Here is a 19,900-nt window from a genome sequence, read left to right as displayed (position 1 = left end):
GCCTACACGACGTCGTGGAACACGGCCTCAATGTTGTGGCCGTCCGGATCCAGGACGAAGGCGCCGTAGTAGCCGGGATGATAGTGCGGCCGCAGACCGGGCCGGCCGTTGTCGACGCCGCCCGCCAGCAGGCCCTCCTGGTGAAACAGGTCGACGGCCTCCCGGCTGGCGGCCCGGATCGCGATGTGCAGCTTGCCGGACGTCGGATCGTGCTCGGCGATCCAGAACCAGGGGCGTTTGTCGCCATAGCCTGTGGCCTTGGCGGGACCGCTGTCGTCGTCGAACAACCGTTGAATACCTAAGGGCGCGAAGGCGCGATCATAGAAGCGAACCGACCGATCGAAGTCCGACACGCCGAAGGTAATGTGGTCCAGCATCGCCGCGCTCCGACCTTGCCTGGGGAAACCTTAGCGGGCCCAAGCGCATCCGCAACCGCCCCGCCTTTCCTTGGCTCTTCAGCGCCGAACGCGATATCGTCCGCCTACGGATTGCGTGTCGTAAAACTGTCGCGGAACCGTGACAAAAGCCGCTGCATTGCTCCGGCACGTTCCCCGCGTCCCCGGATCACACAGGATTTGACGACATGAAAAAGCTCCTTGGCGCGGTCGCCACGCTGGCCCTGTTCGCCGTCGCCGACCAAGCGCACGCCGCTCGCGATTACGTGTGGGCCGCCGGCTCCTCGACCGTGTTCCCCTTCTCGACCCGCGTCGCCGAAAACTTCTCGAAGAAGACCGGCAAGAAGTCGCCCAAGGTCGAGAGCCTGGGCACCGGCGGCGGCATCAAGATGTTCTGCGGCGGCACCGGCGAGAAGTTCCCCGACATCGCCAACGCCTCGCGCCCGATGAAGAAGTCCGAGTTCCAGGCCTGCCAGAAGGCCGGCGTGAAGGACATCGTCGAGATCAAGATCGGCTTCGACGGCATCGTCGTCGCGGTCGACAAGAAGGGCCCGGACTTCAACTTCAAGCTTGAGCAACTGTACCTGGGCCTGGCCGACCAGTCCCTGCGTGGCGGCCAGCTGGTGAAGCAGCCCTACAAGAACTGGAACGAGGTCGGCCCCGGCCTGCCCAAGGCCCGCATCCTGGCCTACGGCCCGCCGCCCACCTCGGGCACCCGTGACGCCTTCGTCGAACTGGCCATGGAAGGCGGCGCCGCCAAGCTCCCCACCCTGGCCAAGCTGAAGGGCGAGGACGAGAAGAAGTTCAAGGCCACCGTGTCGCCGATGCGCACCGACGGCGGCTGGGTCGACGCCGGCGAGAACGACAACGCCATCGTCGGCACCATCGAGAAGACCCCGAACGCCCTGGGCGTGTTCGGCTTTTCGTTCCTGGAAGAGAACGCCTCGCGCATCAAGGGCGCGTCGGTCAACGGCGTGAAGCCGACCCCGGCGGCCATCGCCAGCGGCCAGTATCCGCTGTCGCGCTCGCTGTACGTCTACGTGAAGAAGTCGCAGGTCGGCGTGACGCCGGGCCTGAAGGAGTTCGTCACCGAGTTCGTGTCGGACGCGGCCACCGGTCGTGGCGGCTACCTGCAAGGCCGTGGCCTGATCCCGCTGCCGCCCGCGCAGCACCAGGCCATGAAGGGCAAGGCGGGCGCGATGCCGGCCATGCCGATGCCGAAGGAATAAAAGGCCTCCGCCAGTCGGAAGCCAGGTGGGAGGGCGGTCGCTTCGGCGGCCGCCCTTTTTCTATGCCGGCTTCTCCCAAGGGGGTGTGTCGGGCGTGAACTCCTCGAAGCTGACCGCGACACCAGGATCGTCGTCCAGGCAGTTGGCGGCGATGGCCAGGATGCGGCCGCTGTCGGGATCGCCCAGCGACGTGCCGCAGCGCTTGCAGAATGACCGGTTGAATTTCATCGGCGGCTTGGGGTGATAGCGGGCCACCAGCTCCCTGCCCGCCAGCCAATGGAACGCCTCGGCCCGGACATAGGCATAGGCCCCCGAGCCGGCCTTTCTACAGCGTGAGCAGTGGCAGGTCCCCAGCATCAGGGGCGGTTCGAACAGCTCGAAGCGGACGCCGCCGCAGCAGCAACTTCCCTTGATCGACAAATGCGCATCTCCTTGGACTCCCAAGGTTCTGCGCCTCCCCTGCCGCCAGCTTGGTGGCAGCAGGCTGTGGATAACGGTGGGGCGAGGTGTCGCAGAGGGTGCCCTGGCTCACACGCACAACAACCGTCATCCCGCGCTTTATGCGCGGGACCCATGGTTCAGCTTCTACGTGGGAGTGTGAGCCCGCACCGCACCTGCGGCGGACAGATGGGTCCCGCGCATAAAGCGCGGGATGACGGGGAAGAAATGGAGAAAAGCGGCGCCTAGCGCGTCCGCGAGGTCATCCCGGCGGCCGCCGCGTCATCCGCGACCTGCGGATCCAGCTCCTGCGGCGCGGCCTGCCGCTCGGCGCGCGGAGCAGCCGCGGTAGGATCCGTCGGGACCGGAGCCGAGGTTTCCATCTTGTGGGGCGCGGGCTGCGAGCCGGTCGTCGAGGCGTTCATCGCCGCGGTGGCGGCGTCGTCGGCGGCGGTGCGGGTCTCGGACGGGCCGTCCTCGTAGCCGCCCCCGCTGGAGGTCAGGAACAGGATCGTGCCGAACGTCACCAGGACGCCGACGATAAAGCCGAGGATCATCCAGCCGAACGGATTGCTGCGACGCTCGCTCATCTGGCCTGCTTCCCCTGAAACGCTACCGGCTAGAGCCCGGCTACCATGCTCTAAACGTGCGAACTAGAGCTTGGTTACCCGTTTCGCCAAGGGGCTCGCCTGCCAAGCGAATTGTACAGCTTCAGGTACCCGACCACTTGCGCACGGGACCGACATCGACGTGCACGAACTTGCTCTTGGGGTAATAACCGACGCCGCCCAGCTGCAGGCCCAGGGCCTCGGCGCGGATCTCCTCGAGGGCGATGTCCTCGAGGTAGATGTCCATGGCCTTGCCGTCCATGTGCAGGCTGCGTTTGGCCACTTCGCCGCTGCGCTCGGCCAGCAGGCGGTTGGTCGCCGGCGAGCGGTAGCCGGAGATCACCTGGAAGTGAGCCTTGGTGCCGGTCTTCTCGGCGATCTTGCCCAGGATGTCGTACAGGCCCGGATCGATCGGGTGGCTCTCGTCATTGCGATAGTCGCGCAGGACGTGGTTCAGGGCTTTGACCGCATCGGGAACGTACTCGCCGTTCTCCCAGTAGACGGCTTCCAGCTTCTCGTCGGTGTGGATGTTGCGCAGCTTGACCCAGCGCGGCTCGATCACGGCGGCGGATTTTACAATTGGGCTCTCGACCGGGGTCGGACGCAAAGCGACCGGCGCCGTGGGAACCGCCGGCACGCCGACCTGTTTCCCTTCCAGGATCGCACCGATGATGTCGTCATCAGCCCGTGCGGCCAGGGGCAAAAGCCCCGTTGCGACAGCGCCCAGCCCCCACTGGAGCAGCTTACGTCGATGCATGCGTACGCCCTATCCCGACACTAAGTGGCGGGAGGACACCGCAAGAATGTTAAGAAAGCAAGCTGAGCAGGATCACAGTGCGGCGATCCGCTGCACCAACTCGCGATCCCAGCCATACGGATCCTGGCGGAAATTGACCTGCCCGTCCGGGGTTACATAGGCCGTCCAGTACAGCAGGAAGACCGCGATCTGTTGCGGCAGCTTGGCGCGCACGGTGTCGCCCGAGGCCAGGGTCGCGTCGATCTTCTCGGGCGTCCAGACAGCGTCGCCGTCCAGCAGCGCCTTGGCCAGTTCGGTCGGCTTTTGCAGGCGCACGCAGCCGTGGCTGGCCAGGCGGCTGAAGCTGTCGAAGCGGGCGCGGCTGGGGGTGTCGTGCAGATAGACGCCGTAGGGATTGGCGAAGTCGAACTTCAGCTTGCCCAGCGCCGCCAACGGGCCGGCCTTCTGCTGCAGGCGCGAGCCGCCGTCGCCGGTCGGGATCACGATGAAGTCATTGCGGCGCAGATAGCCCGGGCTCTTGCGCTCCTTGGGCCACAGTTCCTTGGAGGCGATCGACGACGGCACGTTCCACGGCGGGTTCAAGACGATCGAGTGGATCATCGACGACAGCATCGGCGTCTCGTCGCCCGGACGGCCGGTGACGGCGCGCATGGTCAGGGTCGGGGTGTCGTGGCTGAACACCGACAGGATGGCGGCGGCGACGTTCACCTGAATCCGCTCGGCCGGCAGGGTCTGGGGCAGCCAGCGCCAGCGCTCCATATTGGCGACGATCTGGTCGATGCGCCGCTCGACGGGCGTGTTCAGGGCGTCCAGCGTGGCCTTGTTGACGATGCCGTTCGGGTTCAGGCCGAAGCGCTTCTGGGCGCGCTGCACGGCTTGTGTCAGGGCGGCGTCGAAGATCGGGGCGGCGTCGACCGCGATGGTCGGGTCCTCGGCGGCAAGACGCGCTTCCAGGGCCACGACGCGGGCGCCGGTCGCGCCCTCCTTCAAGTCCGGACCGGCAGCCAGGGGCTGCCAGCCGCCCTTGGCGGCGATGTCGCGATAGGTGGCCAGGCCCCCGCGCAGGGTCTGGTAGCCGGTATAGGGCGGCGGCAGGGTGTCCAGCCACGGCCCCAGGCGGTCCTGCTGCACGGCGTTGATGAAGTCGATCGTTGGATCGTACGGTGCGGGCTTGAGGCCCCACTCTTCCATGAAGTTGGCGACCGGCAGGCGACCACTGCGCACCGCCTTGGCATAGGCAAGGGTCAGGCTGACCAGCTGGGCTTGCGTGGTCGCGCGCTCGGGCGAGAAGGTCGCGGGGTCGAAGCCGTGGGTGTAGGCGTCGCCCAGCACGCGGCGCAGCATGTCGGCCTGGTCGGGGCGCAGCTGAACGGCGGACAGGTCAGCCTGGAACACCGTCGCGCGCGGCTGGACCAGCGGCACGGCCTGCTGCGGGCTCGCTTGAACCGGACGACCGCCAGCCAAGGCCGGACGCTGCGACTGGGCCTGGGCGACTTCCAGGGACAGCAGGCTCATCGCCGCCGCCAGGACGCCGCAGGTTCTCGTAAATCGCATCACCGTCGAACAGCCCGCCGCACTCGCGCGGCCTTGCCGCGTTAAGGAAACCAGATGGCCGGTACCGGCCTGTCGCGTCAACGCGAGTAGCGTGAAAGGCGAACCCTCCCCGGCCCCCACGGAGACGTTTTTCAAGAACAGGAACCCGCAAGCCACACCGTCGGTTTCACCCGAAATGGGGAAATCCCAAAAGCACGCATCCGGGGTCTCGATGACTAGAAGCTCGCAAAAGACGCTCGACCTGTTTCCGATCGGCAATTGCGCGGTCAGCGCGCTGATCGACAGCTGCGGCCGGTTCGTGTGGGCCTGCGCGCCGCGCGTCGATTCCGATCCCGTGTTCAGCGCTCTCTTGGACGACGTCGACGCCGATGGCCCGGACGCCAAGGGCCTGTGGGACATCCAGGTCGACCGCCGGGCCGAGGTCCGCCAGGGCTATCTGCGCAACACCCCGATCCTGCGCACCGAGATCGCCGACGAGGACGGGGCGCGGTTCGAGATCATCGACTTCTCCCCCCGCTACATCCAGCACGGTCGCACCTTCCGCCCGACCGCCTTCATTCGCATGATCCGGCCGATCACCGGCGTGGCCCGCGTCACCCTGCGCGTGAAGCCCACCGCCGGCTGGGGCGCCAAGGTCGCCGAGCACACCTCGGGCTCGAACCACATCCGCTTCCTGTGCTCGGACATGACCCTGCGCCTGTCCACCGACGCGCCGGTGTCGCACATCCTGGAGGAGCGCACGTTCCGGCTGGAGCGGCCGATCGCCATGTTCCTGGGCGCGGACGAAGGCTTCGACGCCAATATCGGCGCCACCTGCGAGCGGATGCTGCGCGAGACCGATCTCTACTGGAAGAACTGGGTGCGGGGCCTGGCCATCCCGCTGGACTACCAGACGGCGGTGATCCGCGCGGCCATCACGCTGAAGCTCTGCATGCACGAGGAGACGGGCGCCATCGTCGCGGCCCTGACCACCTCGATCCCGGAGCATTCCGACAGCGGCCGCAACTGGGACTATCGCTACTGCTGGCTGCGCGACGCCTATTACGTGGTCCAGGCGCTGAACCGGCTGGGCGCGGTCGACATCCTGGAGAACTACCTCGGCTACCTGCGCAACATCGTCGACCGGGCGAACGGCGGCCATATCCAGCCGCTGTTCGGGGTGGGCTTCGAGGAGCAGCTGACCGAGCGCTTCGCCCCCGACCTGCCCGGCTATCGCGGCATGGGACCGGTGCGGGTGGGCAACCAGGCCTTCGAGCACATCCAGAACGACGTCTACGGCCAGATCATCCTGTCGACCGTCCAGGCCTTCTTCGACGAACGCCTGCTGCGCCCGGCCACGGTCGAGGACTTCGAGGCCCTGGAGCCGGTGGGCGAGCAGGCCTACCGGATGCACGACCAACCCGACGCCAGCCTGTGGGAGTTCCGGGGCCGCGCGAACGTCCACACCTATTCCTCGGCCATGTGCTGGGCCGCTTGCGACCGCCTGGGCAACGCCGCCGAGAAGCTGGGCCTGACTGACAAGGCCGCCCTGTGGAACGGTCGCGCCGCCCAGGTCCGCCAGGTCATCGAGGACCGCGCCTGGAACGAGGAACTAGGCCGCTTCTCGGCGACCTTCGAGGGCGACACCCTGGACGCCTCCCTGCTGCAGCTGGTCGACCTGCGCTTCCACAAGCCCGACGACCCGCGCAATGTCGCCACCCTGAAGGCCATCGAGGACGGGCTGCGGCGCGGGTCCTACCTGCTACGCTACGCCATTCCCGACGACTTCGGCTCGCCGCAGACGGCGTTCAACATCTGCACCTTCTGGCTGGTCGAGGCCCTGCATCTGTCGGGTCGCACCGAAGAAGCGCGCGAGCTGTTCGAGGACATGCTTTCGCGTCGAACGGGCGCGGGACTGCTATCAGAAGATATCGGCTTCGCGGACGGCGAACTGTGGGGCAATTATCCTCAAACCTACTCACTCGTGGGCATCATCAACTGCGCAGTGCTGCTCAGCCGGCCCTGGACATCGGTTCGCTAGACCTCGAGCCTGCGCCGATGTTGCGATCTTGAAATCTGGCCGTCACATCGGACAGGCACCGCAATCGTGGGACGTAGAGAATTCGGAGAAGCTCTTTGATGAGCCGCAAGCTGGCCCTGGTCGGGATCCTGGGGTGTGTCGCGACGACGACCGCCCATGCGCAGGAGGCCGCCCCGCCCGTCCCCACGCCTCAAGCCCCCGCGCAACCGGCTCCCAAGCCGGCCGCGAAGCCCGCCGCGGCCCCCGCGGCGGCCCAGAAACCCGTCACGCCCGAAGACCTCGACACCGAGGTCGAGGCCGTCACCATCACCGCCAGCGGCAAGCCCTATGGCGCGGTGCTGGGCGACATTCCGCCGGAAGAGACCTTCAGCGCCGCCGACGTGCGCTCGTTCGGCGTCTCGTCGATGGAAGACCTGCTGACCGAACTGGCGCCGCAGACCACCAGCGGCCTGGGCGGCGATCCGGTCACCCTGCTGAACGGCCGGCGCATCTCGGGCCAGGGCGAGATCCGCGACATCCCGACCGAAGCCATCCAGCGCGTCGAGATCCTGCCCGAGGAAGTGGCCCTCAAATACGGCTACTCGGCCGACCAGAAGGTCGTGAACATCGTCCTGCGCCAGCGCTTCCGCGCCTCGACCATCGACGCCACCGTCGGCGGCTCGGCCAAGGGCGGCCAGATCACCGAGCAGGCCAATTGGAGCCAGCTGCGCCTGAACCGCCAGGGCCGCACCAACCTGTCGATCAAGCTGCAGAACGCCGACCACATGCTGGAAAGCGACCGCGACCTGGTCAGCCGCACCAACAGCGGCCTCTACGACTATGTCGGCAACATCGGTCCTGCCTCGGGCAGCAACCTCAACGCGCTGAGCGCCCTGGCCGGAACGCCGGTGACGGTAGCCGGCGTGCCGAGCGGTCTGGGATCGGGCGCGCCGAGCCTGGCGACCTTCCTGCCGATGGCCAACAAGGCCAATGTCAGCGACATCACCGACGACCGCACCCTGCTGCCGCGCAACACCCAGGTGTCGATCAACAGCGTCACCAACCGCTACATCCTCGACAATGTCTCCGCGACGCTGAACCTGGGCCTGACCGGTTCACAGAGCGACTCGCTGCTGGGCCCGGCGCGGGCGCGGCTGCTGATCCCGGGGGCCAATCCCTATTCGCCGTTCGGCCAGGACGTGGCCCTCTATCGCTACCTGGGCGACCAATCCGCCCTGGGCCAGACCTCCAAGAACCTGGCAGGTCATGCCGGCTTCACCCTGAACCGCGACACCGAGACCCTGCGCCTGTCGCTGACCGGCAACTACGATCACGCGATCAACAAGACCGAGACCGACCGCAGCGTCGACCTGACCAACACCCAGGCCCGCCTGACCGCGCTTGACCCGACCTTCAACCCGTTCGGGCCGCTGGAAGGCCAGCGGGTCAACAGCGACCGGGCCAAGTCGACCACCGACAGCGCCGACCTGCAGTTCGTCGCCAACCGCGCCTTGGCCAAGCTGCCGGCCGGCGACCTGTCCTCGACCGTGAAGCTGGGCGTCAGCGGTTCGCGCCTGGTGGCGCACTCGATCCGCGCGGGCGTCGAAAGCGACAGCACCCAGTCGCGCGGCGACGCCAGCGCCCAGGTCAGCTTCGACCTGCCCTTAGCCAGCCGCCGCAAGGGCGTGCTGGCGATCGGCGACCTGTCGACCAACCTGAACCTGGCCGTGCGCCAGGTGGCCGACTACGGCAGCCTGACCACGATCGGCGGCGGCCTGAACTGGTCGCCGGTCAAGCCGATCAGCTTCATCGTCTCGGCGAACCGCCAGGAAAACGCCCCCAGCATCAGCCAGCTGGGCAATCCGCTGATCACCACGCCCAACAGCCAGGTCTTCGACTATGTGCGAGGCCAAAGCGTCGACGTCACCCGGATCAGCGGCGGCAATCCCGACCTGAAGGGCGAGACCCGCAACGTCCTGCGCTTCGGCGCGAGCTATAAGCCCGAGAAGATCCAGGGCCTGTCGCTGACGGCCAACTACACGCGCTCGCGCATCGACAATCCCGTCGCCGGCTTCCCGGCCGCCACGGCGGCGGTCGAGGCCGCCTTCCCCGACCGCTTCACCCGCGACGCCGACGGCAACCTGACCCGCATCGACACCCGGCCGGTGAATTTCCAGAAGCGCGAGAGCGAGCAGATCCGCTGGGGCTTCAACTTCTCGCGTCAGATCGGCAAGACGCCGCCTCCGCCGGCCGGCGGCTGGCGCGGTCGGCAAGGCGGCGCTCCAGGCGCAGCGCAACCGCCCGGCGCCGAGCTGTTGCAACGGCAGAACCGCCCGAGCGGCGGCGACAACGCTGAAACGCCGCGCGCGCCTCAGCCCGAAACGCCCTCCGATCCGAACGCCCAACAACAGCAGGCCAGCCAGACCCAGCCGACCGGCGAAGAGCCCCCGCGCCCGAACTTCGGCGGCGAAGGCGGCGGCCAGGGCGGCCAACGCTTCGGCGGCGGTGGCGGTGGCGGTGGCGGCGGTCGTGGGTTCGGCGGCGGCCGGGGCGGCGGTGGCGGCAATCCCCGCGCCACCCGCCTGCAGCTGGCCCTCTTCCACACCGTCCACCTGAAGGAGACGGTGACCATCGCCGACGGCGTGCCCGCCCTGAACCTGCTGAACGGCGACGTCATCGGCTCCAGCGGCGGCCAGGCCCGCAACGAGATCGAGGCCCAGGCGGGCATCACCCGCTACGGCCTGGGCGCGCGGATGACCGCCAACTGGAAGAGCGGCACCCACGTAAACGCCAGCGCCGGCGGCGCCAGCACCGACCTGGATTTCTCCAGCCTGGCCACGATCAACCTGCGCCTGTTCGCCGACCTGGGCGTGCGCCGCGAGCTGGTCCAGAAGCATCCGCTGCTGCGCGGCACGCGCCTGACCCTGTCGGTCAACAACCTGTTCGACCAGCAGCAAACCGTGCGTGACGCGACGGGGGTGACGCCTCTGACGTATCAGCAGGACTACCTGGATCCGCGCGGGCGGGTGATCCAGTTCAACGTGCGGAAGCTGCTGTTCTAGAGGCAGCAAGCGCCCCCTCCGTCACGCTGCGTATCCGCAGCGCGCCACCTCCCCCGTTTCACGGGGCAGGAGAAGAGCGCTCCCTCCTGCCCCGCTTGCGGGGGAGGTGGCGCGGCGCCGATAGGCGACGTGACGGAGGGGGCGCTCCCAGGCTGCCTCCTCCTTAAGCACCTGCGCAAAAACCCGTGAGCTTCAGTTTATCGCGGGATCGAACCGGGCCGTTCGACGTTCTTGGCGCATGTTGCTTATTGATGAGGGGGTTCACGCCATGACCGCGGCTCACACGGTCTCGCGCCTGGAATCTGTTGATTTCCCGCCCCCGCCTGTCGACCTGCCGCGCCGTACGGCGCTGTTTCTCGACCTCGACGGCACCCTGGCGCCGATCATGCCTCGCCCCGACGACGTCGGCCCCGACGCGCGCCGCGCGCAGGTGCTGGCGCGGCTGCGCGTAACCTTCGAGGACCGCGTCGCCGTGGTCAGCGGTCGCGACCTGCCGAACCTGGACTACATCCTGGGCGGCGAAATGCCGGCGATCGGCGCGGTCCACGGCCTGGTGCGGCGCACCGCCGACGGAGCGGTCATCGCGCGCGAGCCGCACCCCGGCCTGGCCGACGCCCGCCGCATCCTGGTCGAGCTGGCCCACTGCGAACGCGGCCTGCTGTTCGAGGACAAGAGCCTGTCGGTCGCCCTGCACTATCGCAACGCCCCGGCCTGCGCCGAGGCGGTGATCGAGGCCGGCGAGCGCCTGTCGCAAGCCACGGGCCTAGTCTTGCAGCTGGGCGACATGGTCGTCGAGCTGCGCACCCCCGGCGCCGACAAGGGCGCGGCGGTCACCGCCTTCCTGCGCGAGGCCCCGTTCCTAGGCGCGACGCCGGTGTTCATCGGCGACGACCTGACCGACGAGGACGGCTTCGCCGCCGCCAATCGTCTCGGAGGCTTCGGCGTGCTGGTCGGCCAGCGCCGCCCCACCGAAGCGCGCTATTGCCTGGAGGACACCAACGCGGTCTTCCGCTGGCTGGAGAGCCTCACGGCTCCCCAGCGTGCTTTTGGGGTGCACGCATGAGCCGGCTCATCGTGGTGTCGAACCGCGTCAATCCGCCGAATCCGGCGGAGGGCGGCGAAGGTTCGGTGGGCGGTCTGGCCATGGCGCTGGCCGCGGCCCTTCGCGAATATTCCGGCATCTGGTTCGGCTGGAGCGGCAAGACCATCCCGGAGTTCACCGGCCAGCTGAACATGCAGCGGATCGACGGCGTCACCGTGGCCACGGTCGACCTCGAGGAGACCGACTACCAGGAGTATTACAACGGCTACGCCAACAAGACGCTGTGGCCGCTGTTCCACTACCGCGTCGACCTGACCGCCTATGACCGCTCGTTCGGCGAGGGCTATGACCGGGTCAACAAGCGGTTCGCCGAGACCCTGCTGCCGCTGATCGAGCCGGACGACATCGTCTGGGTGCACGACTACCACTTGATCCCGCTGGCGCGGGAGCTGCGGCGGATGGGCGTGACCAACCGGATCGGCTTCTTCCTGCACATCCCCTGGCCGGCCCACCAGCTGGTGGTCACTCTGCCTCGCCACCGGCAGCTGGTCGAGGCCCTGTTCGACTACGACCTGCTGGGCTTCCAGACCGAGGAGTCGCTGCACGCCTTTGAGGGTTACGTGTTCTCGGAAGTGCACGGCTCCAAGAACGAGCGCGGCGAGCTGCAGGCCTTCGGGCGCAAGCTGGACGCCTCGGCCTTCCCAATCGGCGTCGACGCCCAGGACTTCGCCCAGATCGTCAAGGGCGAGACGGCGCGCAAGACCTACGACCGGATGATGGCCCACAGCGTCTTCCGCAAGATGGTCGTGGGCGTCGATCGCCTGGACTATTCCAAAGGCCTGGAAGAGCGGCTGATCGGCTTCGAGCGGTTCCTGCACGACCATCCGGATAAGGTCCGCGAGACCATGCTGCTGCAGATCGCCCCGATCTCGCGCGACGAGGTCGAGGCCTATCAGGACCTGCGCGGACGGCTGGACGGCCTGATCGGCCGGATCAACGGCGCCTATGCCGAGATGGACTCCACGCCCATCCGCTATGTGAACCGCTCGTACCGCCGCGACGAGCTGGCCGGCATCTACCGCGCCGCCAAGGCCGCCCTGGTGACGCCGCTGCGCGACGGCATGAACCTGGTGGCCAAGGAATATGTCGCGGCCCAGGACCCGGAAGATCCCGGCGTGCTGATCCTCTCGCGCTTCGCTGGCGCGGCGCGGCAGATGAAGGACGCCCTGATCATCAACCCCAACAGCCCGGAGGAGATCTCCGACGCCCTGGAACGCGCCCTGTCGATGGGCGTCGACGAGCGCAAGCGCCGCTGGGAGGCCCTGTTCGAGAACGTCACCCGCGAGGACGTCACCGCCTGGCGTGACAACTTCGTCAGCGCGCTGCGGGCGCGGCCGGATCCAGACAACGATGATCGGGAAGAACCGCCGACGCCGGTGCAGAGCCTGGACGTGGCGGCCAAGAAGCTGCGGGCCCAGCCTGAGGCGAAGGCGATGCGGGCTTAAGAATGATCCCTTCTCCCCTTGCGGGAGAAGGTGTCAGCGCAGCTGACGGATGAGGGGTCGAAAGGCCTGTCCGGATGACGGAGCGCAACCCCTCACCCGACCTGCTCCGCAGGCCACCCTCTCCCGCAGGGGGAGAGGGAAAATCCTACTTCTCGCCCATCTCGTCGATCAGCTTCTTCAGCTTCTCCACCTCATCCGCGCGCAGCGGGCGGTGTTGGGCGAAGTGGCTGATCAGCGGGGCCAGCTGGCCGTCGAACAGGCGGTCCAGCAGGCCTTGGCTCTCGGCCTGGACATAGGCGCTGCGGTCGACCAGCGGGCGATAGCCGTGCTTGCCCTCGGCGCGCTCGGACTTGATTGCCTTCTTCTTCAGGAGGCGGTTGATCAGCGTCTTGACGGTGGCCTCGCCCCATTGCTGGGACTCGCCAACCTCGGCGACCAGCTCGTCGGCCGACAGCGGCTGACGGCGCCAGAGCGCTTCCATGACGTGAGCTTCGGCGGCGGTGATGTGCATGACGTACACCCGTAATTCAACGGGTGACGCTATACCCGCTATTACGTGTGTCAAGCCGCTAGGCGGCGCGGGCGGCAGCTATCAGCCCCGTGGGCGCATAATCCTCCAGGACCGGGGCCAGACTCAGTTCCACCGAACGCTCGCCGCCGTTCTTGACCAGCAGAGTCGCCACCGTCACCGCCGGCACATTCGTCCGCAAGACCGACTCGATCTGCGCCGACAGGGCGTGACGCTCGGCCGGGCGCACCACGTCGGTCAGACGGTAGTCGATCAGCTCCTCGACCTTGAAGCCGGTCATGGCCGCGAACCGCTCGTCCAGCTCGGCGAAGGCGCCGCGCACGTTCAGCCGGGCCGCGCCCACGTCGTGCAGGTTCGAGGTCGCGGTGCGGAACGCCTCGGCCGCCTCGTACCGGCGGCGCAGGTCGCGCTCCTCGCTGCGGTTGAGCAGCACCAGAGCCGCGCCGCCCGGATACGGAAAGGCCCGCATGCTGCAGCGGCGCGCGCCGTCGGGCGAGGCGTTGGCCTCGAACTCCAGGACCTCGCCGGCCTTCAGGGCGCGCAGCAGCTGCTCGCCGATCAGGGCCTGGCACGGCGCGGGGAAGAGGTCGGCGCAGGCCAATCCCTCCAGCTGGCTGGCGCTGAGGCCCGCCAGCGCCTCGAACGGGTGGTTCACGGCCGCGACCTTCAGATGCTCGTCGAAGGCGATGAAGGCCTCGCTCATCGCGCCCAGGATGGCCGAGAGCGCCGTCTGCGACCGCGCCTGGGCCTCGCGCCCGCCGGTGTCTTCCGACAGGCCGAAGAACAGCCCCGCCGACACCACCGCCACGCGCGGGCGGCCGTGATGGGTGACGATGACCGGCGCTTCCAGGGCCCGATCCTGCCAATGACCGAAGTTGCGGCTGATCTCGCCGGCGGTGACCGACAACGGCTCGGAGTTCAGGGTCTTCATCGCAGCCTCCTGGCTGTCCGTAAAATCCGTAAAACGCCGACACGCTCGCCTTAAGGACGTTCACTCCGAACCATCACGCGAGCACGTTATTGTTGCATAACGCGCGCCACAACATCCGGGACGCGTGCAACCCGTGCGGCAGGGTGTCGCACTAATCACGAAGAATCCGCGCGATCGGGCCGTTACCAATCTCAAGGCGTGCATACGCACACTTCTCTTCCTGAGGAGGAGACGTCACATGAGAGGACGTACGCAAAACAAGACGGTTCGCGGCCCCGAGAGCGGCGCGGTCGCCGTCGAATTCGCCATTGTCGGCCCGATGTTCCTGGTCCTGCTGATCGGGATCCTGGTCTGGGGCCAGTATTTCTGGGTCTCGCACACGGTGCAGCAGCTGGCCAACGACTCGGCCCGCGCGGCCCTGGCGGGCCTCAACACGGCTGAGCGCGAGTCGCTGGCCCGCGCCACGCTGACCGCCGAGGTCGCCGACTATCCCAGCCTGCGCCCCGAGGCCGCCGCCGTGGTCGTCGAGAACCAGCCCGACCGGCTGACGGTGTCGATCCGCTACGACACCGGCCAGGACGCCTTCCGGGCCTTCGACGGCTTGGTCCCCTCGCCGCCCAAGACCGTGCTGCGCCAGGCTTCGGTCCGTCTGGGAGGGTACTGAGATGGCCCGCCCCAACCTTGCTTCGAACCCCGACTTCGCCCGTAACGAGGACGGCGGCATCGCGCTGATCAGCGCGGTCGCCATGTCCGCCCTGCTGGGGACCACCGCCCTGGTCGTCGACATGGGCTCGGTGTTCCTGCAGAGCCGCAAGCTGCAAGGCACCGCGGACCTGGCCGCCCTGGCCGCCGCCCGCGACCTGGACCACGCCGAGGCCGCCGCCCTGGCCACGGCCCGCGCCAACGGCTGGGACGGCCCGCTGACGGTCATCGTCGAGAAGGGCCGCTACGCCGCCAACCAGGCCGTCGCGACCAAGGCGCGGTTCCAGCCCGGCGGGACCGATCCCGACGCGGTGCGCGTGCGGATCGAGAGCCAGACGCCGCTCTATTTCGGCAAGGCCTTCACCGGCAAGGACAGCCAGCCGATCGCCCGCCAGGCCACCGCCGCCCGCGCCGACCTGGCCAGCTTCTCGATCGGCACGCGCCTGGCGGCCCTGGACGGCGGCCTGGCCAACGCCCTGCTGGGCGGCCTGACGGGCTCGAACGTCAGCCTGTCGGTGATGGACTACGACGCCCTGGCCGACGCCGATGTCGACCTGTTCGACTATCTGGACGCGCTGAAGACCGAGCTGAACCTGACCGCCGCCTCGTACGACGAGGTGCTGGACGCCAAGCTCAGCACCGGCAAGGCCCTGAAGGCCCTGTCGCGCGCCCTGGCCGGCAAGGGCCAGACCCGCGCCTCGAACGCCGCCCGCACCCTGGCCAACGCCGCCGGCGATCGCACGCCGGCCGACATGAACCGCCTGTTCGATCCCGGCCCCTATGGCGCGCAGACCCGCGTGCTGGGCGGCGGCGGAGCCAAGGTGCAGCTGGACGCCCTGAACCTGTCCAAGGCCGTGCTGCAGCTGTCGAACGGCGCGCGTCAGGTCCAGCTGGACCTCGGCGCGGCCATCCCTGGCGTCGCCGACCTCAAGGCCTGGCTGGCGATCGGCGAGCCGCCCAACAACGCCCCCTGGATGACCATCACCGCCAGCCGCGACGTCATCGTCCGCACCGCCCAGACCCGGCTCTATCTGGAAGCCAAGGTCGGCGGCTCGGGCCTCTTGGCTCCCGCGCAGGTCAAGCTGCCGATCCTGGTGGAGGCCGCCTCGGGCGCGGCCAGGCTGAAGTCGATGTCCTGCGCTAGCGACGAAGCCGCCCTGGACGTCGCCCCCGGCCTGGGCTCGCTGATGATCGGCGAGATCGACACCGCCAAGCTGGATGACTTCAAGACCCCTCTGACCCCCGCCTCGGCGACCATCGCCAAGGCCCCGCTGTTCTCGGTGACCGGCAAGGCGTCGGTGTCGCTGGGCGGTCAGGCCTGGCAAACGGTGCGCTTCCGCCAGGACGAGGTGCGCGGCCGCGTGGTCAAGACCGTCTCGACCACCGACCTGGCCCGCGCCACCGTCTCGACCCTGCTGGGCAACCTGACGCTGGACGTCAACCTTCTGGGCCTGGGCCTCGGCTTGGGCGAGAGCGCCCTGGTCGGCGCGGTCGGCGGCCTGCTCACCCCGCTGGCCCGCCCCCTGGACGAGATCCTCAACACCCTGACCGGCCTGGTCGGCGTGCGCCTGGGCCAGGCCGATGTCCGCATGAACGGCCTGCGCTGCCGCGACGCCGCCCTGGTCGCCTAACCCCAACTCTAGAAAGGAGTCCTTCCCATGCCCCTCGCCTATCACCAACTGCGCCTCGCCCAGACCCCGCCGTCTGAGTTCAGCCTGCTGGGCTCGAGCTTCGAGCCGCCGAACATCCGCGCCCGGCTGCACGCCATCTGCGCGCTCTACGCCTACACCCCCGTGCAGGAACGGCGGCAGGAACTGCTGGACGGGCTGGAGGCCCTGACCCTGGAGGTCGCCCACCTGATGGCGCTGGACCTGCTGGAGAACGGCTGGCGGCCCGACGCGGCCAGCCCCTCGCCCCTCAGGCCATCGCCCCCTAGCCCATCGCTCGGGACATCGCGGCCAACAGCGTTTCCGGCTCGATCGGTTTCGGAACCGACCCGCTGAACAGCGCGGCGTCGATCACCGGGTCGCGATCGGCCGAGAAGGCCAGGATCGGGACGGCGCGCTCGCCGGCCGCGGCGCGGATCTGGCGGGCGGCGCTGATCCCGTCCAGGCCCGGCATGCGCAGGTCCATCAGGATCAGGTCGAAGCCGCCGCCGTCGGCCAGGTCCACGGCCTCGCCGCCGTCACAGGCCTCGGCCACCTCGGCCCCGAAGGCCTGAAGGATGGTCCGCAGCAGCAGCCGGTTGGCCGGATTGTCGTCGGCCACCAGCACCTTGCGGCCCTCGACGCACACGGCGAAGTCCTCCTCCGCCTCGTCCGCGCCGACGTCGACCGCTGGCAGCGAGAACCAGAAGCGTGAGCCCTGCCCCGGCCGGCTCTCGACGCCGATCGTCCCGCCCATGGCGTCGATCAGCCCCTTGCAGATGGCCAGGCCCAGGCCCGCGCCGCCGCTCTGTCCGCCGCCCTCGACCTGCGAGAAGCGGACGAACAGGCGCTCGACGCCCTCGGCCGAGATGCCCGGTCCGGAGTCGCTGACGCTCCAGACCAGCGACTGCCGATCCGCCGAGGGCGCCAGGGTCACGACCACCGCGCCGGTATCGGTGAACTTCACGGCGTTGCCGGTCAGGTTCAGCAGCACCTGGCGCACGCGGTCGGGGTCCAGCATCACCCGCTGAGGCGTGGTGGGATCGACGACCAGCTCCAGGTCCAGCCGCTTGGCCCCGGCCTGAGGCGCCAGCAACTCAAGGGTGTCGCGAACACAGGTCTCCACCTTCACCGGGCGCGGCCGGATCTCGACCTGACCATCCTCCAGCTTGGAGAAGTCCAGCAGGTCGTTGATCGTGTGCAGCAGGGCCTCGCCGGCGTTGAGGATGCGGCGGACCATCGCCCGGCTCTCCTCGCCGACATCGGCGCGGCGCTCGACCAGGCGCGAGAAGCCCAGCACCGCCGTCAGCGGCGTGCGCAGCTCGTGGGTCATGTTGGCCAGGAACGCGGCCTTGGTGCGGGCCGCGGCCTCGGCCTCGCGGCGGGCCTCGGCCAAGTCGCGCTCGCGCTCGTACTGTTCGGTGACGTCGCGCAGCACGCCCATCACCGCCGTGCGCTCCCCGCGCGCGTCCAGCTCGATGGTGGTCATGGCCTGCATCCGGCGCTGCTGGCCGTTGTCGGCGCGGGTCAGGCGGAAGTCGATGAACGGCCGGTCCGCGCCCAGCGGACTGGGCTCGCGCACCAGGGCCCGCACCCGATCGATATCGTCGGGATGGACCATGCCCATGATGTGTTCGCTGCTGACCACCATGCCGCGCGGCAGGCCATGCAGGTCGTACATCTGATCGGACCAGTCGCTGCGTCCGGTCACATAGTCGAAACGCCAGCGGCCCAGGCCGCCCATCGCCTCGGCCATATGGGCGCGGCGGGCCTCGGCCTCGGCCTCGTCGCGGGCCATGGCCAGCTCCAGCATCAGGCCTTCGCGGTCGCCATATTCCAGCTGCTTGGCCAGGGCCGCGCCCAGGGTCTCGGCGACCAGGGTCACGGCCTCGATGTCGTCGCGGCCAAAGGCCTTGGGCGCGGCGTCGAACGCCTTGAGCACGCCCACGGCCCGGCCGTTCTGGAGCAGCGGCGCGCAGACCATCGAACGGATGCCGATCTTCTCGCAATTGGCTCGGTCGACGCGCGGATCCTCATGAGCGTCGTCGCAGTGCATCAGCCGCCCTTCGGTGGCGGCGCGGCCCGACAGCGAGGCGTCCTTGGACAGCCTCAGGCCGTGATAGCCGGCATGGTCGGCGTCGATCGCGACATAGACCATCTCGTCGCCGTCCACGAGTTCGACCACCACCCCGCCCGATCCGAAGACCGAACGCAGCAAATTGACCGACATTTGCATGAATTCATCGAGATCGAAGTCGGCCGCTACAAGCTTCGATTGCACGCGGCAAATTTCAAGCAGATGGCGATTACGCTTCTCGAGGTATTCGAGCAGCTCTTCCCCGCGATACACCACTGAGTTGCACCCCATACAACACGACTTGCGGCAATGTTCAGGATACAGAAGACATAAAATCTACTGTCTGCTCTATCCACAAATCTGGCGATCTTTTGCGCCCGACAATTGAAACTGTCGAGACAGCTCCACCGTCGAGCGACCTCATGTCGGGTATGCGACTTCCGGGGCTTGTCGGCCGCCGAGGTTAAGCCCTCCCCAATGCGCACATTGTCAATGACACCGGTTTCCACTAGAGACGTCACAACACCCGCCAAGCGGGACCTGTGCCGATTTTCGAGGGAGGATCTACGGCGTGACCGTTTCTGAGGCCGACAGCGTGGTTTTCACCCCCGCGGCCATCGCCCCCCAATTCGTCAAGGCGCGCCAGGATGGCGTTTCGGTCCCCAGCTATCCGGGCGGCGTGATTCCCTCGAGCATGGCCGAAGGCTACTCGGTGCAGGACATCGCCATCGACCTGTGGCCCGACGAGTTGGTCGGCTGGAAGGTGGGCCTGGTGCCCCCGCAGCACCGTGAACGCCTGGGCGCCGAGCGCCTGGCCGGCTGCATCTTCAAGAGCAAGGTCCAGGACGCCAAGGTCGGCGCGCCGAACGAGTTCCGCGCCATCGAAGGCGGCTTCTGCGCCGTCGAGGCCGAGTTCATCATCCGCCTGGGCAAGGACGCCCCGGCCGACAAGACCGAATGGACCGCCGAAGAAGCCGCCGACTATGTCGGCGAGCTGCTGGTCGGCGTCGAGATCGCCGGCAGCCCGCTGGCCACCATCAACGCCCTGGGCCCGACGGTCGTCTGCTCGGACTTCGGCAACAACGATGGTCAGATCATTGGTCAGGCCATTTCCAACTGGCGCGACATCGCCTGGGAGGATATGCCGGTCGAGACCATCATCAACGGCAAGTCGGTCGGTAAGGCGACCGCTGCGACGATCCCGGGCTCTCCGCTGGCCGCTCTGGCCTTCCTGCTCGGCGCCGTCGCGGCTCGCGGCAAGCCTTTGAAGAAGGGTCAGATCGTCACCACCGGCGCGACCACCGGCATCCACGACGTGGCGGCCGGAGACGTGGCTCACATCGATTTCGGCCCGTTCGGAACCGTGGACTGCGTGGCTGTTCCGGCGAAATAAAAGAAAAAGACCCGACAACAAGGGGGAAGGAAG

The 19,900-nt window shown here is 68.2% G+C and carries 17 protein-coding genes; 9 read left to right on the top strand and 8 right to left on the bottom strand.

All coding sequences use genetic code 11. From position 1 onward, the window contains the following. Positions 1 to 2 precede the first annotated feature (2 nt). Complete coding sequence (locus AC1RRR_RS00590; RefSeq protein ID WP_492809668.1) at positions 3 to 377, bottom strand: VOC family protein; 375 nt, start codon at positions 375 to 377, stop codon at positions 3 to 5. A gap of 206 nt (positions 378 to 583) precedes the next feature. Here AC1RRR_RS00590 and AC1RRR_RS00585 point away from each other — a divergent pair, with 206 nt between their 5' ends. Then, entirely contained in the window at positions 584 to 1,624 is a 1,041-nt protein-coding gene (locus tag AC1RRR_RS00585; RefSeq protein ID WP_492809666.1) for a substrate-binding domain-containing protein, read from the top strand. A 60-nt stretch (positions 1,625 to 1,684) separates the two neighbouring features. On the opposite strand, the gene AC1RRR_RS00580 is transcribed toward AC1RRR_RS00585, so the two are convergent. From AC1RRR_RS00580 to AC1RRR_RS00565, 4 genes are all read right to left on the bottom strand, one after another. Continuing rightward, a complete protein-coding gene (locus tag AC1RRR_RS00580) occupies positions 1,685 to 2,044 on the bottom strand; it encodes a GFA family protein (RefSeq protein ID WP_492809664.1) in 360 nt (119 codons plus the stop codon). A 263-nt stretch (positions 2,045 to 2,307) separates the two neighbouring features. Next, on the bottom strand, positions 2,308 to 2,652 hold the full coding sequence (locus AC1RRR_RS00575) for a hypothetical protein (RefSeq protein ID WP_492809662.1): 345 nt from the start codon (positions 2,650 to 2,652) through the stop codon (positions 2,308 to 2,310). A gap of 121 nt (positions 2,653 to 2,773) precedes the next feature. Next, positions 2,774 to 3,427, bottom strand: a complete 654-nt coding sequence (gene mepK / locus AC1RRR_RS00570) for a peptidoglycan L,D-endopeptidase MepK (protein ID WP_492809660.1) — start codon at positions 3,425 to 3,427, stop codon at positions 2,774 to 2,776. A 72-nt stretch (positions 3,428 to 3,499) separates the two neighbouring features. Beyond that, on the bottom strand, positions 3,500 to 4,984 hold the full coding sequence (locus tag AC1RRR_RS00565) for a L,D-transpeptidase family protein (RefSeq protein WP_492809658.1): 1,485 nt from the start codon (positions 4,982 to 4,984) through the stop codon (positions 3,500 to 3,502). A 208-nt stretch (positions 4,985 to 5,192) separates the two neighbouring features. Between AC1RRR_RS00565 and AC1RRR_RS00560 the strand changes: the two genes are divergently transcribed. The 4 genes from AC1RRR_RS00560 (at position 5,193) to AC1RRR_RS00545 (ending at position 12,589) form a co-directional block, all read left to right on the top strand. After that, entirely contained in the window at positions 5,193 to 7,001 is a 1,809-nt protein-coding gene (locus AC1RRR_RS00560; RefSeq protein ID WP_492809656.1) for a glycoside hydrolase family 15 protein, read from the top strand. Positions 7,002 to 7,099: 98 nt separating this feature from the next. Continuing rightward, a complete protein-coding gene (locus tag AC1RRR_RS00555) occupies positions 7,100 to 10,042 on the top strand; it encodes a TonB-dependent receptor (protein ID WP_492809654.1) in 2,943 nt (980 codons plus the stop codon). Between the two features lie 268 nt (positions 10,043 to 10,310). After that, the gene (gene otsB, locus AC1RRR_RS00550; protein ID WP_492809653.1) at positions 10,311 to 11,105 is read left to right on the top strand and encodes a trehalose-phosphatase; all 795 of its coding nucleotides are present in this window, start codon (positions 10,311 to 10,313) and stop codon (positions 11,103 to 11,105) included. Then, complete coding sequence (locus AC1RRR_RS00545; protein WP_492809652.1) at positions 11,102 to 12,589, top strand: alpha,alpha-trehalose-phosphate synthase (UDP-forming); 1,488 nt, start codon at positions 11,102 to 11,104, stop codon at positions 12,587 to 12,589. The genes otsB and AC1RRR_RS00545 overlap by 4 nt, the downstream gene beginning before the upstream one ends. A gap of 145 nt (positions 12,590 to 12,734) precedes the next feature. On the opposite strand, the gene AC1RRR_RS00540 is transcribed toward AC1RRR_RS00545, so the two are convergent. After that, complete coding sequence (locus AC1RRR_RS00540) at positions 12,735 to 13,100, bottom strand: BlaI/MecI/CopY family transcriptional regulator (protein ID WP_492809651.1); 366 nt, start codon at positions 13,098 to 13,100, stop codon at positions 12,735 to 12,737. Positions 13,101 to 13,158: 58 nt separating this feature from the next. Then, positions 13,159 to 14,049 carry a PAS domain-containing protein gene (locus AC1RRR_RS00535; RefSeq protein WP_492809650.1) on the bottom strand — a complete coding sequence of 297 codons (891 nt, stop codon included), beginning with the start codon at positions 14,047 to 14,049 and terminating at the stop codon, positions 13,159 to 13,161. 238 nt (positions 14,050 to 14,287) lie between these two features. On the opposite strand from AC1RRR_RS00535, the gene AC1RRR_RS00530 reads away from it, so the two are divergent. From AC1RRR_RS00530 to AC1RRR_RS00520, 3 genes are read left to right on the top strand one after another with little or no spacing between them, the layout of a single operon-like run. Continuing rightward, complete coding sequence (locus AC1RRR_RS00530) at positions 14,288 to 14,713, top strand: TadE/TadG family type IV pilus assembly protein (RefSeq protein ID WP_492809648.1); 426 nt, start codon at positions 14,288 to 14,290, stop codon at positions 14,711 to 14,713. 1 nt (position 14,714) lies between these two features. Then, positions 14,715 to 16,382, top strand: coding sequence for a TadG family pilus assembly protein (locus tag AC1RRR_RS00525; RefSeq protein ID WP_492809646.1), 1,668 nt, complete (start codon positions 14,715 to 14,717; stop codon positions 16,380 to 16,382). 27 nt (positions 16,383 to 16,409) lie between these two features. Next, positions 16,410 to 16,754: a hypothetical protein gene (locus tag AC1RRR_RS00520; protein ID WP_492809645.1), complete on the top strand. Its 345-nt coding sequence runs from the start codon at positions 16,410 to 16,412 to the stop codon at positions 16,752 to 16,754. Here the strand turns inward: AC1RRR_RS00520 and AC1RRR_RS00515 are convergent. Then, positions 16,684 to 18,765: a hybrid sensor histidine kinase/response regulator gene (locus AC1RRR_RS00515; RefSeq protein WP_492809643.1), complete on the bottom strand. Its 2,082-nt coding sequence runs from the start codon at positions 18,763 to 18,765 to the stop codon at positions 16,684 to 16,686. The two genes, AC1RRR_RS00520 and AC1RRR_RS00515, sit on opposite strands and share 71 nt — an antisense overlap. Before the next feature lie 280 nt (positions 18,766 to 19,045). On the opposite strand from AC1RRR_RS00515, the gene AC1RRR_RS00510 reads away from it, so the two are divergent. Further along, complete coding sequence (locus AC1RRR_RS00510; RefSeq protein ID WP_492809641.1) at positions 19,046 to 19,867, top strand: 2-keto-4-pentenoate hydratase; 822 nt, start codon at positions 19,046 to 19,048, stop codon at positions 19,865 to 19,867. Positions 19,868 to 19,900: the final 33 nt, after the last annotated feature.

The sequence above is a fragment of the Caulobacter sp. GW821-FHT12D05 genome (assembly GCF_058807295.1).
This window is presented reverse-complemented; position numbering and strand designations above follow the sequence as displayed.

Excerpts from the sequence above, each read along its gene's own strand:
- AC1RRR_RS00525 (WP_492809646.1), top strand. The coding sequence starts at position 14,715 with ATGGCCCGCCCCAACCTTGCTTCGAACCCCGACTTCGCCCGTAACGAG.
- AC1RRR_RS00555 (WP_492809654.1), top strand. The coding sequence starts at position 7,100 with ATGAGCCGCAAGCTGGCCCTGGTCGGGATCCTGGGGTGTGTCGCGACG.
- AC1RRR_RS00575 (WP_492809662.1), bottom strand. The coding sequence starts at position 2,652 with ATGAGCGAGCGTCGCAGCAATCCGTTCGGCTGGATGATCCTCGGCTTT.
- AC1RRR_RS00530 (WP_492809648.1), top strand. The coding sequence starts at position 14,288 with ATGAGAGGACGTACGCAAAACAAGACGGTTCGCGGCCCCGAGAGCGGC.
- AC1RRR_RS00520 (WP_492809645.1), top strand. The coding sequence starts at position 16,410 with ATGCCCCTCGCCTATCACCAACTGCGCCTCGCCCAGACCCCGCCGTCT.
- AC1RRR_RS00540 (WP_492809651.1), bottom strand. The coding sequence starts at position 13,100 with ATGCACATCACCGCCGCCGAAGCTCACGTCATGGAAGCGCTCTGGCGC.
- mepK (WP_492809660.1), bottom strand. The coding sequence starts at position 3,427 with ATGCATCGACGTAAGCTGCTCCAGTGGGGGCTGGGCGCTGTCGCAACG.
- AC1RRR_RS00515 (WP_492809643.1), bottom strand. The coding sequence starts at position 18,765 with ATGGGGTGCAACTCAGTGGTGTATCGCGGGGAAGAGCTGCTCGAATAC.
- AC1RRR_RS00545 (WP_492809652.1), top strand. The coding sequence starts at position 11,102 with ATGAGCCGGCTCATCGTGGTGTCGAACCGCGTCAATCCGCCGAATCCG.
- AC1RRR_RS00535 (WP_492809650.1), bottom strand. The coding sequence starts at position 14,049 with ATGAAGACCCTGAACTCCGAGCCGTTGTCGGTCACCGCCGGCGAGATC.
- AC1RRR_RS00585 (WP_492809666.1), top strand. The coding sequence starts at position 584 with ATGAAAAAGCTCCTTGGCGCGGTCGCCACGCTGGCCCTGTTCGCCGTC.
- AC1RRR_RS00560 (WP_492809656.1), top strand. The coding sequence starts at position 5,193 with ATGACTAGAAGCTCGCAAAAGACGCTCGACCTGTTTCCGATCGGCAAT.
- otsB (WP_492809653.1), top strand. The coding sequence starts at position 10,311 with ATGACCGCGGCTCACACGGTCTCGCGCCTGGAATCTGTTGATTTCCCG.
- AC1RRR_RS00590 (WP_492809668.1), bottom strand. The coding sequence starts at position 377 with ATGCTGGACCACATTACCTTCGGCGTGTCGGACTTCGATCGGTCGGTT.